The sequence below is a fragment of the Neisseria sp. HMSC065C04 genome, from assembly GCF_001815375.1.
In the GTDB taxonomy this organism is placed as follows: Bacteria; Pseudomonadota; Gammaproteobacteria; order Burkholderiales; family Neisseriaceae; genus Neisseria; species Neisseria flavescens_D.
Window position 1 is genome coordinate 1 of the sequence record NZ_KV820382.1, and the last position, 15626, is coordinate 15626.

Genomic DNA, 15626 nt, shown 5'->3' on the forward strand with positions numbered 1-15626 from the left:
GCGATTCGCGAAGGTGGTCGTACCGTAGGTGCGGGTGTGGTTTCTTCTGTAATCGCTTAAGTTTAGAGGCCAATAGCTCAATTGGTAGAGTATCGGTCTCCAAAACCGAGGGTTGGGGGTTCGAGACCCTCTTGGCCTGCCAAATAAAAAATTAACCGGCCTTGTGCCGGTTAATTTTTTTGTACTTAAGTTTTAAGATTATTTGGAATTAATTAATGGATCAATGCCACTATCTAAAATGAAGGCGGGTGGGGTATTGATAAGTGAGTAAAGATGACAGAACATCCGTCTGGACGCAAAGAAGACCATCAGAAAAAGGAAGTTGTGGTAAGTAATAAGCCAGCTCCTGAAAAGAAAGAAGGTCTGTTTGCATATTTTAAGAGCTCTTGGACTGAGTTTAAGAAGGTAGTTTGGCCGAGTCGTGATGAAGCGGTCAAAATGACTGTATTCGTGATTATCTTCGTTGCAGTTTTAGCAGCCTTCATTTATGCGGCAGATACAATTATTTCATGGTTGTTTTTTGATGTTTTATTAAATAGGAAAGGGTAAAGATGTCAAAGCGTTGGTATGTGGTACAGGCCTATTCCGGTTTCGAGAAAAATGTTCAAAAAACATTGAAAGAGCGTATTGCTCGTGAAAACATGGAAGAATATTTCGGTCAGATTCTCGTTCCTGTGGAGGAAGTAGTAGATATCAAGAATGGCCGAAAAACCATCAGTGAGCGTAAATTCTATCCAGGCTATGTATTGGTTGAAATGGAAATGACTGATGATTCATGGCACTTGGTTAAGAGTACCCCTCGAGTAAATGGTTTTGTAGGTGGTAGTGGAAATCGCCCGATCCCAATTTCTCAAAAAGATGCAGATGCTATTTTGCAACAAGCTAAAACAGGTGTTGAGAAGCCAAAACCAAAAGTTGAGTTTGAAGTTGGTCAGCAAGTTCGAGTAAACGAAGGCCCATTTGCTGATTTTAACGGTATTGTTGATGAAGTTAATTACGAACGTAATAGACTGCGTGTTTCTGTTCAGATTTTTGGTCGCGAAACACCGGTTGAATTAGAGTTCGGTCAGGTTGAAAAGATTTAAGTGGTTTAATTCGCTTGAAAAATTTTTTTTAAGCGGATATAATCGCAAATTCTGTTTGGGAAGCGGAATGGTTCCGCGTTATACCCGTTTTTAGGAGTCCTTAAGTGGCAAAGAAAATTATCGGCTACATCAAACTGCAAATTCCTGCAGGTAAAGCCAATCCATCTCCCCCAGTTGGTCCTGCTTTGGGTCAACGTGGTTTGAATATCATGGAATTCTGTAAAGCATTTAATGCTGCAACCCAAGGTATGGAACCTGGTTTGCCAATTCCAGTCGTTATTACTGCATTTGCAGATAAATCATTTACTTTTGTGATGAAAACTCCTCCAGCTTCTATCTTGTTGAAAAAAGCTGCTGGTCTGCAAAAAGGTAGTTCTAATCCTCTGACTAACAAAGTGGGTAAATTGACCCGCGCTCAGTTGGAAGAAATTGCTAAAACTAAAGAGCCTGATTTGACTGCTGCTGACTTGGATGCGGCTGTTCGCACTATCGCCGGCTCTGCTCGCTCAATGGGCTTGGACGTGGAGGGTGTTGTATAATGGCTAAAGTATCTAAACGCTTGAAAGCTCTTCGCTCTTCTGTTGAAGCTAATAAACTGTACGCAATCGATGAAGCAATTGCTTTGGTTAAAAAAGCTGCTACTGCTAAATTTGACGAGTCTGTTGATGTATCTTTCAACCTGGGTGTTGATCCTCGTAAATCTGACCAAGTTATTCGTGGTTCAGTCGTTCTGCCAAAAGGTACCGGCAAAACAACTCGCGTAGCTGTATTTACTCAAGGTGCAAATGCAGATGCTGCTAAAGAAGCTGGTGCAGATATTGTCGGTTTTGAAGATCTGGCCGCTGAAATCAAAGCTGGTAACCTGAACTTTGACGTTGTTATTGCTTCTCCTGATGCAATGCGTATCGTTGGTCAATTGGGTACTATCTTGGGTCCTCGTGGTTTGATGCCAAACCCTAAAGTAGGGACTGTTACTCCTAACGTTGCTGAAGCAGTTAAAAATGCAAAAGCAGGTCAAGTACAATACCGTACAGATAAAGCCGGTATCGTTCATGCAACTATCGGTCGTGCTTCTTTCGCTGAAGCTGACTTGAAAGAAAACTTCAATGCGTTGCTGGATGCTATCGTTAAAGCCAAACCTGCTGCTGCTAAAGGTCAGTATTTGAAAAAAGTTGCTGTATCCAGCACTATGGGTTTGGGTGTTCGCGTTGATACTGCAAGCGTGAACAACTAAGAAATTTTCAGATGATCTGATTTTCTGGATCACCTGAATTTGGGCTACTTAAAATTAAGTAGATGTCCAAGACCGTAGGGATCGTAAGATTTAATCGTAATTGCCCTACGCAGACGGTAGTCCTGAAACACATTGCAAGATTGCTTGTAAGATGTCTTTTTAGGTTACCGCGCTGGTGGGATATCATTTCGGTATCCTGTTTATAAACAGTGGGAGGTAGACCTTGAGTCTCAATATTGAAACCAAGAAAGTGGCCGTAGAGGAAATTAGCGCAGCAATTGCTAACGCTCAAACTCTCGTAGTCGCTGAATATCGCGGTATCAGTGTTTCCAGCATGACTGAGCTTCGTGCAAATGCACGTAAAGAAGGCGTTTACTTACGCGTTCTGAAAAATACTTTGGCTCGTCGCGCAGTAGAGGGTACTTCATTCGCAGGTTTGGCCGATCAAATGGTTGGTCCATTGGTTTACGCTGCTTCTGAAGATGCTGTTGCTGCTGCTAAAGTGCTGCACCAATTCGCGAAAAAAGATGACAAAATTATCGTTAAAGCCGGTTCTTACAATGGCGAAGTGATGAATCCTGCTCAGGTTGCTGAGTTGGCTTCTATTCCAAGCCGCGAAGAACTGTTGTCCAAACTGTTGTTCGTTATGCAAGCCCCTGTATCAGGCTTTGCACGTGGTTTGGCTGCTTTGGCAGAGAAAAAAGCTGGCGAAGAAGCCGCTTAATCGATTTTGTTTCATTTAATCAATTATTTTTTAATACAATATTTGGAGTATAAATAGCATGGCTATTACTAAAGAAGACATTTTGGAAGCCGTTGGTTCTTTGACCGTGATGGAATTGAACGACCTAGTTAAAGCTTTTGAAGAAAAATTTGGCGTTTCTGCTGCTGCAGTTGCAGTTGCAGGCCCTGCAGGTGCTGGTGCAGCTGCTGCTGAAGAAAAAACTGAATTCGACGTAGTATTGGCTTCTGCCGGTGATCAAAAAGTTGGCGTGATTAAAGTTGTCCGCGCTATCACTGGTTTGGGTCTGAAAGAAGCTAAAGACATCGTTGATGGTGCACCTAAAACTCTGAAAGAAGGTGTTTCTAAAGCTGAAGCTGAAGACATCCAAAAACAACTGGAAGAAGCCGGCGCTAAAGTCGAAATCAAATAATTTGATGCTTCCTATGAAGGCTGGCAGTTTTCTGCCAGCCTTATTTTGCTTCTTAAAATAAGCATTAGGCATTGTTTACATTTATTTGCATAGTCTTTATAAAATCATTGTAAATAAATGTAAATATCAGGTTGATGCATGCCGTTGCTTCAGACGGCCTATTATTTAAAATTGCTTTTCGGAGTGTATATGAGCTATTCGTTTACCGAGAAAAAACGTATCCGTAAGAGTTTTGCAAAGCGAGAGAATGTCTTGGATGTTCCTTTCTTGCTGGCAACCCAAATTGATTCTTATGCGAAATTTTTACAGTTGGAAAACGCTTTTGACCAACGTACTGATGATGGTCTGCAAGCAGCATTTAATTCTATTTTCCCGATTGTGAGCCATAACGGTTATGCGCGATTGGAGTTTGTGCATTACACATTGGGCGAGCCTTTGTTCGATATTCCTGAATGTCAATTGCGCGGTATTACTTACGCGGCTCCATTGCGTGCCCGTATCCGTTTGGTAATTTTGGATAAAGAAGCATCTAAGCCGACTGTAAAAGAAGTTCGTGAAAACGAAGTGTATATGGGCGAAATCCCATTGATGACGCCAAGTGGCTCTTTTGTCATCAATGGTACTGAGCGTGTGATTGTTTCCCAGCTGCACCGCTCTCCTGGCGTGTTCTTTGAGCATGACCGTGGTAAAACACATTCTTCCGGTAAGCTGTTGTTCTCTGCTCGTATTATTCCTTACCGTGGTTCATGGTTGGATTTTGAATTTGATCCAAAAGATTTGCTGTATTTCCGTATCGACCGCCGCCGTAAAATGCCGGTTACGATTTTGTTGAAAGCTTTGGGCTACAACAATGAACAAATCTTGGATATTTTCTACGACAAAGAAACTTTCTATTTGTCTTCAAACGGTGTTCAAACTGATCTGGTTGCAGGCCGTCTGAAAGGTGAAACTGCCAAAGTTGATATCTTGGATAAAGAAGGCAATGTACTGGTTGCCAAAGGTAAACGCATTACTGCGAAAAATATCCGTGATATTACCAATGCAGGCTTGACTCGTTTGGATGTAGAGCCAGAAAGTCTGATTGGCAAAGCATTAGCTGCGGATCTGATTGATCCGGAAACCGGCGAAGTATTGGCTTCTGCTAACGATGAAATTACAGAAGAGCTGTTGGCCAAACTTGATATCCATGGTGTAAAAGAAATTACGACCCTTTATATCAACGAATTGGATCAAGGCGGTTACATCTCCAGCACTCTGCGTACAGACGAAACTGCTGATCAGCAAGCTGCACGCGTAGCGATTTACCGCATGATGCGTCCTGGCGAACCGCCTACCGAAGAAGCTGTTGAGCAGCTCTTCAACCGCTTGTTCTTCAGTGAAGACAGCTATGATTTGTCTCGCGTAGGCCGTATGAAATTTAATACGCGCACATACGAGCAAAAATTGTCTGAAGCACAACAAAACTCTTGGTATGGCCGTTTGCTGAACGAAACTTTGGCTGGTGCATCTGAAAAAGGCGGTTATGTTCTGAGCGTTGAAGACATCGTTGCTTCCATTGCTACATTGGTTGAACTGCGTAACGGTCATGGCGAAGTAGACGATATTGACCACTTGGGTAATCGTCGTGTTCGTTCTGTGGGTGAGTTGACTGAAAACCAATTCCGCAGCGGTTTGGCTCGTGTAGAACGTGCAGTTAAAGAGCGTTTGAACCAAGCAGAATCTGAGAACTTGATGCCGCATGACTTGATCAATGCGAAACCTGTTTCTGCCGCGATTAAAGAATTCTTCGGCTCCAGCCAATTGAGCCAATTTATGGATCAGACCAACCCATTGTCTGAAGTAACTCATAAACGCCGTGTATCTGCATTGGGCCCGGGCGGTTTGACTCGCGAACGTGCAGGCTTTGAGGTGCGAGACGTACATCCGACCCACTATGGCCGTGTATGTCCTATTGAAACACCTGAAGGCCCAAACATTGGTTTGATCAACTCATTGTCCGTTTATGCGCGTACCAATGATTATGGTTTCTTGGAAACCCCTTACCGTCGTGTTGTCGATGGCAAAGTAACTGAAGAAATCGACTACTTGTCTGCTATCGAAGAAGGCCGTTATGTGATTGCACAGGCGAATGCCGATTTGGACAAAGACGGTAACTTGATTGGCGACTTGGTCACTTGTCGTGAAAAAGGCGAAACCATTATGGCAACGCCTGACCGCGTTCAATATATGGACGTGGCAACCGGTCAAGTGGTATCCGTTGCAGCATCTCTGATTCCATTCTTGGAACATGATGACGCGAACCGTGCATTGATGGGTGCCAACATGCAACGTCAGGCCGTACCGTGTCTGCGCCCTGAAAAACCGATGGTTGGTACCGGTATCGAGCGCTCTGTTGCCGTTGACTCTGCAACTGCAATCGTTGCCCGCCGCGGCGGTGTGGTTGAGTATGTAGATGCCAACCGTGTGGTGATTCGTGTCCATGACGATGAGGCAACTGCCGGTGAAGTGGGTGTCGATATTTACAACTTGGTTAAATTTACCCGTTCCAACCAATCTACCAACATCAACCAACGTCCGGCTGTCAAAGCAGGCGATGTTTTGCAACGCGGTGATTTGATTGCTGACGGTGCATCCACCGATTTGGGCGAATTGGCTCTGGGTCAAAACATGACCATTGCCTTTATGCCGTGGAACGGTTACAACTACGAAGACTCGATTCTGATTTCTGAAAAAGTGGCTGCAGACGACCGCTATACTTCGATTCACATTGAGGAATTGAACGTTGTTGCTCGTGATACCAAGCTGGGTGCGGAAGACATTACCCGTGATATTCCGAACTTGTCCGAGCGTATGCAAAACCGTTTGGATGAATCCGGTATCGTTTATATCGGTGCAGAAGTAGAAGCAGGTGACGTCTTGGTAGGTAAAGTAACGCCTAAAGGCGAAACCCAACTGACTCCTGAAGAAAAACTGCTGCGTGCCATCTTCGGTGAAAAAGCATCTGACGTAAAAGATACTTCATTGCGTATGCCTACCGGCATGAGCGGTACCGTTATCGACGTTCAAGTCTTCACTCGTGAAGGTATCCAACGCGACAAACGTGCTCAATCCATTATTGATTCTGAGCTGAAACGTTACCGTCAAGACTTGAGCGACCAGTTGCGTATTTTTGATAACGACGCATTTGACCGTATCGAGCGTATGATTGTTGGTCAAAAAGCCAATGGTGGTCCGATGAAGCTGGCTAAAGGCAGTGAAATCACTACCGAATATTTGGCGAGCCTGTCCAGCAAACATGATTGGTTTGACATCCGTTTGGCTGACGAAGATTTGGCCAAACAGTTGGAACTGATTAAATTGAGCCTGCAACAAAAACGCGAAGAAGCGGATGAGTTGTATGAGATCAAGAAGAAAAAACTGACCCAAGGCGACGAGCTGCAACCGGGCGTACAAAAAATGGTGAAAGTATTTATCGCCATCAAACGCCGTCTGCAAGCCGGTGACAAAATGGCGGGTCGCCACGGTAACAAAGGTGTGGTATCACGCATTCTGCCGGTGGAAGACATGCCTTACATGGCTGACGGCCGTCCGGTAGACATTGTACTGAACCCATTGGGCGTACCTTCCCGTATGAACATTGGTCAGATTTTGGAAGTTCACTTGGGTTGGGCGGCAAAAGGTATCGGTGAACGCATCGACCGTATGCTGAAAGAGCAACGCAAAGCCAGCGAGCTGCGTGAATTCTTGAACAAACTCTACAACGGTAGCGGTAAGAAAGAAGATTTAGACAGCCTGACAGATGAAGAAATCATCGAATTGGCTTCTAACCTGCGCAAAGGTGCGTCTTTCGCCTCTCCTGTATTCGACGGTGCGAAAGAGTCTGAAATCCGCGAAATGTTGAACTTGGCTTACCCAAGTGAAGATCCTGAGGTTGAGAAACTGGGCTTCAACGACAGTAAAACTCAAATCACGCTGTATGACGGCCGTTCCGGCGAAGCATTTGACCGCAAGGTTACAGTCGGTGTGATGCACTATCTGAAACTGCACCACTTGGTTGACGAAAAAATGCACGCCCGTTCTACCGGTCCATACAGTCTGGTTACCCAGCAGCCTCTGGGCGGTAAAGCTCAGTTCGGTGGCCAACGTTTCGGTGAGATGGAGGTTTGGGCATTGGAAGCATACGGCGCAGCATACACGCTGCAAGAGATGCTGACTGTGAAGTCTGACGACGTGAACGGCCGTACTAAAATGTACGAAAACATCGTCAAAGGCGAACACAAAATCGATGCCGGTATGCCTGAATCCTTCAACGTATTGGTTAAAGAGATTCGCTCACTGGGCTTGGATATCGATTTGGAACGTTACTAAACAGAAGTTTTCAGACGGCCTTTCAAGGTCGTCTGAAAAAGTGGTTTCAGAATAAGAATGAAGCAATCGGCATTTAGGCCGTCTGAAATCAAAAGTACTGTTTCCCAATATCGAAAATCCGCCATGCGGTAAAAATACTTCCTTCAAGGAGCAAAAATGAATTTGTTGAACTTATTTAATCCGTTGCAAACTGCCGGCATGGAAGAAGAGTTTGATGCCATCAAAATCGGTATTGCCTCTCCCGAAACCATCCGCTCATGGTCTTATGGCGAAGTTAAAAAACCTGAAACCATCAACTACCGTACGTTCAAACCTGAGCGCGACGGTTTGTTCTGCGCCAAAATCTTTGGCCCGGTCAAAGACTATGAATGTTTGTGCGGTAAATACAAACGCTTAAAATTTAAAGGCGTAACCTGTGAAAAATGTGGCGTAGAAGTGACCCTGTCTAAAGTGCGCCGCGAACGCATGGGCCACATTGAGTTGGCAGCACCAGTTGCCCACATCTGGTTCTTGAAATCCCTGCCTTCCCGCTTGGGTATGGTACTGGACATGACTTTGCGTGATATCGAACGCGTATTGTACTTTGAAGCATTCGTGGTAACCGATCCCGGCATGACTCCGTTGCAACGTCGTCAATTGCTGACTGAAGACGATTACTACAACAAACTGGACGAATACGGCGATGACTTCGATGCCAAAATGGGTGCAGAAGGTATCCGCGAATTGCTGCGTACCTTGGATATTACCGGCGAAATCGAAATCCTGCGTCAAGAGCTGGAATCTACCGGTTCTGACACCAAAATCAAAAAAATCGCCAAACGTTTGAAAGTATTGGAAGCCTTTCACCGTTCTGGTATGAAACTGGAATGGATGATTATGGATGTGCTGCCGGTATTGCCGCCTGATTTGCGTCCGTTGGTTCCATTGGATGGCGGTCGTTTTGCCACTTCCGATTTGAATGATTTGTACCGCCGCGTTATCAACCGTAACAACCGTCTGAAACGTCTGTTGGAGCTGCACGCGCCTGACATCATCGTTCGTAACGAAAAACGTATGTTGCAAGAAGCAGTTGACTCTCTGTTGGATAACGGCCGTCGCGGTAAAGCCATGACCGGTGCCAACAAGCGTCCGCTGAAATCATTGGCCGACATGATTAAAGGTAAGGGTGGTCGTTTCCGTCAAAACCTGTTGGGTAAACGTGTGGACTACTCAGGTCGTTCCGTAATTACCGTAGGCCCGTACCTGCGTCTGCACCAATGTGGTCTGCCGAAAAAAATGGCGTTAGAACTGTTCAAACCATTCATTTTCCACAAATTGGAAAAACAAGGTTTGGCGTCTACCGTTAAAGCTGCGAAAAAATTGGTAGAACAAGAAGTACCTGAAGTATGGGATATCTTGGAAGAAGTGATCCGCGAACATCCGATTATGCTGAACCGTGCGCCAACCTTGCACCGTTTGGGTATTCAAGCGTTCGAACCTATCCTGATTGAAGGTAAAGCAATTCAGTTGCACCCATTGGTGTGTGCCGCATTTAACGCCGACTTTGACGGTGACCAAATGGCTGTACACGTTCCATTGAGCTTGGAAGCACAAATGGAAGCACGCACGCTGATGCTGGCTTCAAATAACGTATTGTCTCCAGCCAACGGCGAACCAATCATCGTACCTTCTCAAGATATCGTCTTGGGTCTGTACTACATGACCCGCGACCGTATCAATGCTAAAGGCGAAGGCAGCCTGTTTGCCGATGTGAAAGAAGTGCATCGTGCATACCATACCAAACAGGTTGAACTGGGTACGAAAATTACCGTACGTCTGCGCGAATGGGTGAAAAACGAAGCAGGTGAGTTTGAGCCTGTCGTTAACCGTTACGAAACAACCGTCGGCCGTGCATTGTTGAGCGAAATCTTGCCTAAAGGCCTGCCGTTCGAGTACATCAACAAAGCGCTGAAGAAAAAAGAAATTTCTAAACTGATTAACGCATCATTCCGTCTGTGCGGCTTGCGTGATACAGTTATTTTCGCCGACCACTTGATGTATACCGGTTTCGGTTTTGCGGCTAAAGGCGGTATTTCCATTGCGGTTGACGATATGGAAATTCCGAAAGAAAAAGCAGCTTTGCTAGCCGAGGCTAATGCCGAAGTTAAAGAAATCGAAGACCAATACCGTCAAGGTTTGGTAACCAACGGCGAACGTTACAATAAAGTAGTCGATATTTGGGGTCGTGCCGGCGATAAGATCGCTAAAGCGATGATGGACAACCTGTCCAAACAAAAAGTCATCGACCGTGACGGCAACGAAGTTGATCAAGAGTCCTTCAACTCTATTTACATGATGGCCGACTCTGGTGCCCGTGGTTCTGCAGCTCAGATTAAACAGTTGTCCGGTATGCGTGGTTTGATGGCCAAACCTGACGGCTCTATTATTGAAACGCCGATTACCTCTAACTTCCGCGAAGGTTTGACCGTATTGCAATACTTTATTGCGACCCACGGTGCGCGTAAAGGTTTGGCGGATACCGCGTTGAAAACGGCAAACTCTGGTTACCTGACCCGTCGTCTGGTAGACGTAACTCAAGACTTGGTCGTTGTTGAAGATGATTGCGGTACTTCAGACGGCTTTGTCATGAAAGCAGTAGTACAAGGCGGTGACGTAATTGAAGCGTTGCGCGATCGTATTTTAGGCCGTGTTACAGCATCAGATGTTGTTGATCCTTCAACAGGAGAAACATTGGTTGAGGCAGGTACACTGCTGACTGAGAAATTAGTCGATATCATTGACCAATCTGGGGTTGACGAGGTTAAAGTCCGTACGCCAATTACTTGTAAAACCCGTCATGGTTTGTGTGCACACTGTTATGGCCGCGACTTGGCGCGCGGTAAACTGGTTAACGCTGGTGAAGCTGTAGGTGTAATTGCTGCACAATCTATTGGTGAGCCAGGTACTCAGCTGACCATGCGTACGTTCCACATCGGTGGTGCGGCATCTCGTGCGGCTGCTGCCAGCCAAGTGGAAGCTAAATCCAATGGTACAGCTCGTTTCAGCAGCCAAATGCGTTACGTTGCCAACAACAAAGGCGAATTGGTTGTCATTGGCCGCTCTTGTGAAGTAGTGATTCACGACGATATCGGCCGTGAGCGTGAACGTCACAAAGTACCTTACGGTGCAATCCTGCTGGTACAAGACGGCGAAGCCATTAAAGCCGGTCAAACTTTGGCAACTTGGGATCCGCATACCCGTCCGATGATTACCGAACACGCAGGTATGGTGAAATTCGAGAACGTGGAAGAGGGTGTTACCGTTGCGAAACAAACTGACGATGTAACCGGTTTGTCTACTCTGGTAGTGATTGACGGCAAACGTCGTTCTTCTAGTGCTTCTAAACTGTTGCGTCCGACTGTCAAACTGTTGGATGAAAATGGTCTGGAAATTTGCATTCCTGGTACGACTACCCCAGTTTCTATGGCATTCCCGGTCGGTGCGGTGATTACCATCCGTGAAGGTCAGGAAGTCGGTAAGGGTGATGTGCTGGCGCGTATTCCTCAAGCGTCTTCTAAAACCCGCGATATTACCGGTGGTCTGCCGCGCGTAGCCGAATTGTTTGAAGCACGCGTGCCGAAAGATGCAGGTATGTTGGCTGAAATTACCGGTACCGTTTCCTTCGGTAAAGAAACCAAAGGTAAACAGCGTCTGATTATTACCGACGTAGACGGTGTAGCATACGAAACCCTGATTTCTAAAGAGAAACAGATTTTAGTACATGACGGTCAAGTGGTAAACCGCGGTGAAACCATCGTAGACGGTGCCGTAGATCCACACGACATTCTGCGTCTGCAAGGTATCGAAGCATTGGCCCGCTACATTGTTCAAGAGGTACAAGAGGTTTACCGCCTACAAGGTGTGAAGATTTCCGATAAACACATCGAAGTCATCATCCGCCAAATGCTGCGCCGTGTGAACATTGTGGATGCAGGTGATACAGAGTTTATTACCGGCGAACAAGTTGAGCGTAGCGATGTGATGCTTGCCAATGAGAAAGCCATCGCTGAAGGCAAAGAGCCGGCACGTTATGAAAATGTGTTGTTGGGTATTACCAAAGCTTCCTTGTCTACTGACAGCTTCATTTCTGCTGCATCGTTCCAAGAAACAACCCGCGTCTTGACCGAGGCTGCTATCATGGGTAAACAAGACGAGCTGCGCGGTTTGAAAGAGAACGTGATTGTCGGTCGATTGATTCCTGCCGGTACAGGTTTGACCTACCACCGCAGCCGTCACCAACAATGGCAGCAAGCCGATCAAGAAACTTCTGAAATCGAAGCTTCAGACGAATAATCCGGAAGGATTTTCGTGAAAATAAAACCGCAAGCCAGTCTTGCGGTTTTATTTTATAGAGGGCTTAGATAGGGTAGAGAGCGAGGCCGTCTGAATCTTTCAGACGGCCATTGCTTCCAAAATTTAAAGATAAATAGAAAAACACTAAACTTTATCAGTCATTTGCTTGACTAAACCCTTGCAATAAAAATATAATTCCAGTCTTGTCGACATGGTGTCGGCAAGTATTTAACTCAACAGGACGAGAAAATATGCCAACTATTAACCAATTGGTACGCAAAGGTCGTCAAAAGCCTGTGTACGTAAACAAAGTGCCTGCACTGGAAGCTTGCCCGCAAAAACGCGGCGTATGCACCCGTGTATACACAACTACCCCTAAAAAACCTAACTCTGCATTGCGTAAAGTATGTAAAGTTCGCCTGACCAACGGTTTTGAAGTCATTTCATACATCGGCGGTGAAGGCCACAACCTGCAAGAGCACAGCGTCGTATTGATTCGCGGCGGTCGTGTAAAAGACTTGCCAGGTGTGCGTTACCACACTGTACGCGGTTCTTTGGATACAGCAGGTGTTAAAGACCGTAAACAAGCCCGTTCTAAATACGGTGCTAAGCGTCCTAAATAATTATCGGGACTCAAATAGGCACGTCGGCCGCCTAAGCTGAACAACGGCCGAGTAAGTGAATACTTAATTGGGTATTCATGGGAATAGACCCAACTGAATAGACTAAAGGAAATTAAAATGCCAAGACGTAGAGAAGTCCCTAAGCGCGACGTACTGCCAGATCCAAAATTCGGCAGCGTTGAGCTGACTAAATTCATGAACGTATTGATGATTGACGGTAAAAAATCCGTTGCAGAGCGTATCGTTTACGGTGCGCTGGAGCAAATTGAGAAAAAAACCGGCAAAGTAGCAATCGAAGTATTTAACGAAGCCATTGCAAACGCCAAACCTATCGTGGAAGTGAAAAGCCGCCGTGTAGGTGGTGCAAACTACCAAGTTCCTGTTGAAGTTCGTCCTTCACGTCGTCTGGCCTTGGCAATGCGCTGGGTTCGCGATGCGGCCCGTAAACGTGGTGAGAAATCTATGGACCTGCGTTTGGCGGGTGAATTGATTGATGCGGCTGAAGGTCGTGGCGGTGCGTTGAAAAAACGTGAAGAAGTACACCGCATGGCTGAAGCAAACAAAGCATTCTCTCACTTCCGTTTCTAATATCGAAAGGCTAACAAAATGGCTCGTAAGACCCCTATCAGCCTGTATCGCAATATCGGTATTTCTGCCCATATTGACGCGGGTAAAACAACCACAACAGAACGTATTTTGTTCTATACAGGTTTGACTCACAAATTGGGCGAAGTGCATGACGGCGCAGCTACTACCGACTACATGGAGCAAGAGCAAGAGCGTGGTATTACCATTACTTCTGCTGCTGTGACTTCTTATTGGTCCGGTATGGCGAAACAGTTCCCTGAGCACCGTTTCAACATCATCGACACCCCGGGACACGTTGACTTTACTGTAGAGGTAGAGCGTTCTATGCGTGTATTGGACGGCGCAGTAATGGTTTACTGTGCAGTAGGCGGTGTTCAACCTCAATCTGAAACCGTATGGCGTCAAGCTAACAAATACCAAGTACCTCGCTTGGCATTTGTAAACAAAATGGACCGTCAAGGTGCCAACTTCTTCCGCGTTGTTGAGCAAATGAAAACCCGTTTGCGCGCAAACCCAGTACCTATCGTGATTCCGGTTGGTGCGGAAGACAGCTTCAGCGGTGTTGTTGACCTGTTGAAAATGAAATCCATTATTTGGAATGAAGCCGATAAAGGTACAACCTTTACCTATGGCGATATTCCTGCTGAATTGGTTGAGACTGCTGAAGAATGGCGTCAAAACATGATTGAAGCTGCAGCAGAAGCCAGCGAAGAATTGATGGACAAATACTTGGGCGGTGATGAGCTGACTGAAGAAGAAATCGTAGGCGCATTGCGTCAACGTACTTTGGCCGGTGAAATTCAACCAATGTTGTGCGGTTCAGCATTTAAAAACAAAGGTGTTCAACGTATGTTGGATGCAGTTGTAGAATTACTGCCTGCTCCTACCGACATTCCTCCAGTTCAAGGTGTTAACCCTAACACTGAAGAAGCTGACAGCCGTCAAGCCAGCGATGAAGAGAAATTCTCTGCATTGGCGTTCAAAATGTTGAATGATAAATACGTTGGTCAATTGACATTTATCCGCGTTTACTCTGGTGTGGTGAAATCCGGTGATACCGTATTGAACTCTGTAAAAGGTACTCGCGAACGTATCGGTCGCTTGGTGCAAATGACTGCTGCAGACCGTACTGAAATTGAAGAAGTACGTGCTGGCGACATCGCAGCCGCTATCGGTCTGAAAGACGTAACCACTGGTGAGACCTTGTGTGCAGAAAGTGCACCGATCATCTTGGAACGCATGGAATTCCCTGAGCCGGTAATTCACATTGCCGTTGAGCCGAAAACCAAAGCCGACCAAGAGAAAATGGGTATTGCCCTGAACCGTCTGGCAAAAGAAGACCCTTCTTTCCGTGTTCGTACAGACGAAGAATCCGGTCAAACTATTATTTCCGGTATGGGTGAGCTGCACTTGGAAATTATTGTTGACCGTATGAAACGCGAATTCGGTGTGGAAGCAAACATCGGTGCGCCTCAAGTGGCTTACCGTGAAACCATCCGCAAAGAAGTTGAAGCTGAATACAAACATGCCAAACAATCTGGTGGTAAAGGTCAATACGGTCACGTTGTGATCAAAATGGAACCTATGGAACCAGGTGGTGCGGGTTACGAATTTATCGATGAAATTAAAGGTGGTGTGATTCCTCGCGAATTTATTCCGTCTGTCGATAAAGGTATTCGCGATACTTTGCCTAACGGTATCGTTGCCGGTTACCCAGTAGTTGATGTACGTGTACGTCTGATCTTCGGTTCTTCACACGACGTTGACTCCTCTCAACTGGCCTTCGAATTGGCTGCGTCTCAAGCTTTCAAAGAAGGTATGCGTAAAGCCAATCCAGCTTTGTTGGAGCCAATCATGGCAGTTGAGGTGGAAACACCTGAAGAATACATGGGTGACGTAATGGGCGACTTGAACCGTCGTCGTGGCGTTGTATTGGGTATGGATGATGACGGTATCGGTGGTAAGAAAGTTCGCGCCGAAGTACCTCTGGCAGAAATGTTCGGTTACTCAACCGACTTGCGTTCTGCAACCCAAGGTCGCGCTACTTACTCCATGGAGTTCAAAAAATACGCTGAAGCTCCTGCTCACGTAGCTGCTGCTGTAACTGAAGCCCGCAAAGGCTAATCAGAAAAGGCCGTCTGAAACTGAAAATAAATTTTCAGACGGCCATTGTTCTTTAATCGATCTTTATATGTAAAGGAATTAGCTCATGGCTAAGGAAAAATTTGAACGTAGCAAACCG

Annotated in this window: 11 protein-coding genes and 1 tRNA gene; all 12 read left to right on the plus strand. The window is 45.9% G+C overall.

Annotated features, from left to right (window positions below):
* The first annotated feature begins 66 nt into the window (after positions 1-66).
* The 12 genes from HMPREF3022_RS01430 (at position 67) to fusA (ending at position 15508) form a co-directional block, all read left to right on the plus strand.
* Positions 67-142, plus strand: a tRNA-Trp gene (locus HMPREF3022_RS01430).
* A 131-nt stretch (positions 143-273) separates the two neighbouring features.
* Entirely contained in the window at positions 274-549 is a 276-nt protein-coding gene (gene secE / locus HMPREF3022_RS01435) for a preprotein translocase subunit SecE (RefSeq protein WP_003680696.1), read from the plus strand.
* Positions 550-551: 2 nt separating this feature from the next.
* On the plus strand, positions 552-1085 hold the full coding sequence (nusG, locus tag HMPREF3022_RS01440) for a transcription termination/antitermination protein NusG (RefSeq protein WP_003680697.1): 534 nt from the start codon (positions 552-554) through the stop codon (positions 1083-1085).
* Between the two features lie 104 nt (positions 1086-1189).
* On the plus strand, positions 1190-1624 hold the full coding sequence (gene rplK, locus HMPREF3022_RS01445) for a 50S ribosomal protein L11 (RefSeq protein WP_002220151.1): 435 nt from the start codon (positions 1190-1192) through the stop codon (positions 1622-1624).
* A complete protein-coding gene (rplA, locus tag HMPREF3022_RS01450) occupies positions 1624-2319 on the plus strand; it encodes a 50S ribosomal protein L1 (RefSeq protein ID WP_003677918.1) in 696 nt (231 codons plus the stop codon). Before rplK ends, rplA begins: the two co-directional genes overlap by 1 nt.
* 223 nt (positions 2320-2542) lie before the next feature.
* The gene (rplJ, locus tag HMPREF3022_RS01455) at positions 2543-3043 is read left to right on the plus strand and encodes a 50S ribosomal protein L10 (protein ID WP_003680699.1); all 501 of its coding nucleotides are present in this window, start codon (positions 2543-2545) and stop codon (positions 3041-3043) included.
* Positions 3044-3101: 58 nt separating this feature from the next.
* Positions 3102-3473, plus strand: coding sequence for a 50S ribosomal protein L7/L12 (gene rplL, locus HMPREF3022_RS01460; protein WP_003677916.1), 372 nt, complete (start codon positions 3102-3104; stop codon positions 3471-3473).
* A gap of 189 nt (positions 3474-3662) precedes the next feature.
* A complete protein-coding gene (rpoB, locus tag HMPREF3022_RS01465) occupies positions 3663-7841 on the plus strand; it encodes a DNA-directed RNA polymerase subunit beta (protein WP_070765031.1) in 4179 nt (1392 codons plus the stop codon).
* Positions 7842-7997: 156 nt separating this feature from the next.
* Positions 7998-12173, plus strand: a complete 4176-nt coding sequence (gene rpoC / locus HMPREF3022_RS01470; RefSeq protein WP_049330753.1) for a DNA-directed RNA polymerase subunit beta' — start codon at positions 7998-8000, stop codon at positions 12171-12173.
* Positions 12174-12424: 251 nt separating this feature from the next.
* Complete coding sequence (gene rpsL / locus HMPREF3022_RS01475; protein WP_002218431.1) at positions 12425-12796, plus strand: 30S ribosomal protein S12; 372 nt, start codon at positions 12425-12427, stop codon at positions 12794-12796.
* Between the two features lie 117 nt (positions 12797-12913).
* The gene (rpsG, locus tag HMPREF3022_RS01480; RefSeq protein WP_002240962.1) at positions 12914-13384 is read left to right on the plus strand and encodes a 30S ribosomal protein S7; all 471 of its coding nucleotides are present in this window, start codon (positions 12914-12916) and stop codon (positions 13382-13384) included.
* 18 nt (positions 13385-13402) lie between these two features.
* Entirely contained in the window at positions 13403-15508 is a 2106-nt protein-coding gene (gene fusA / locus HMPREF3022_RS01485) for an elongation factor G (RefSeq protein WP_036491326.1), read from the plus strand.
* Positions 15509-15626: the final 118 nt, after the last annotated feature.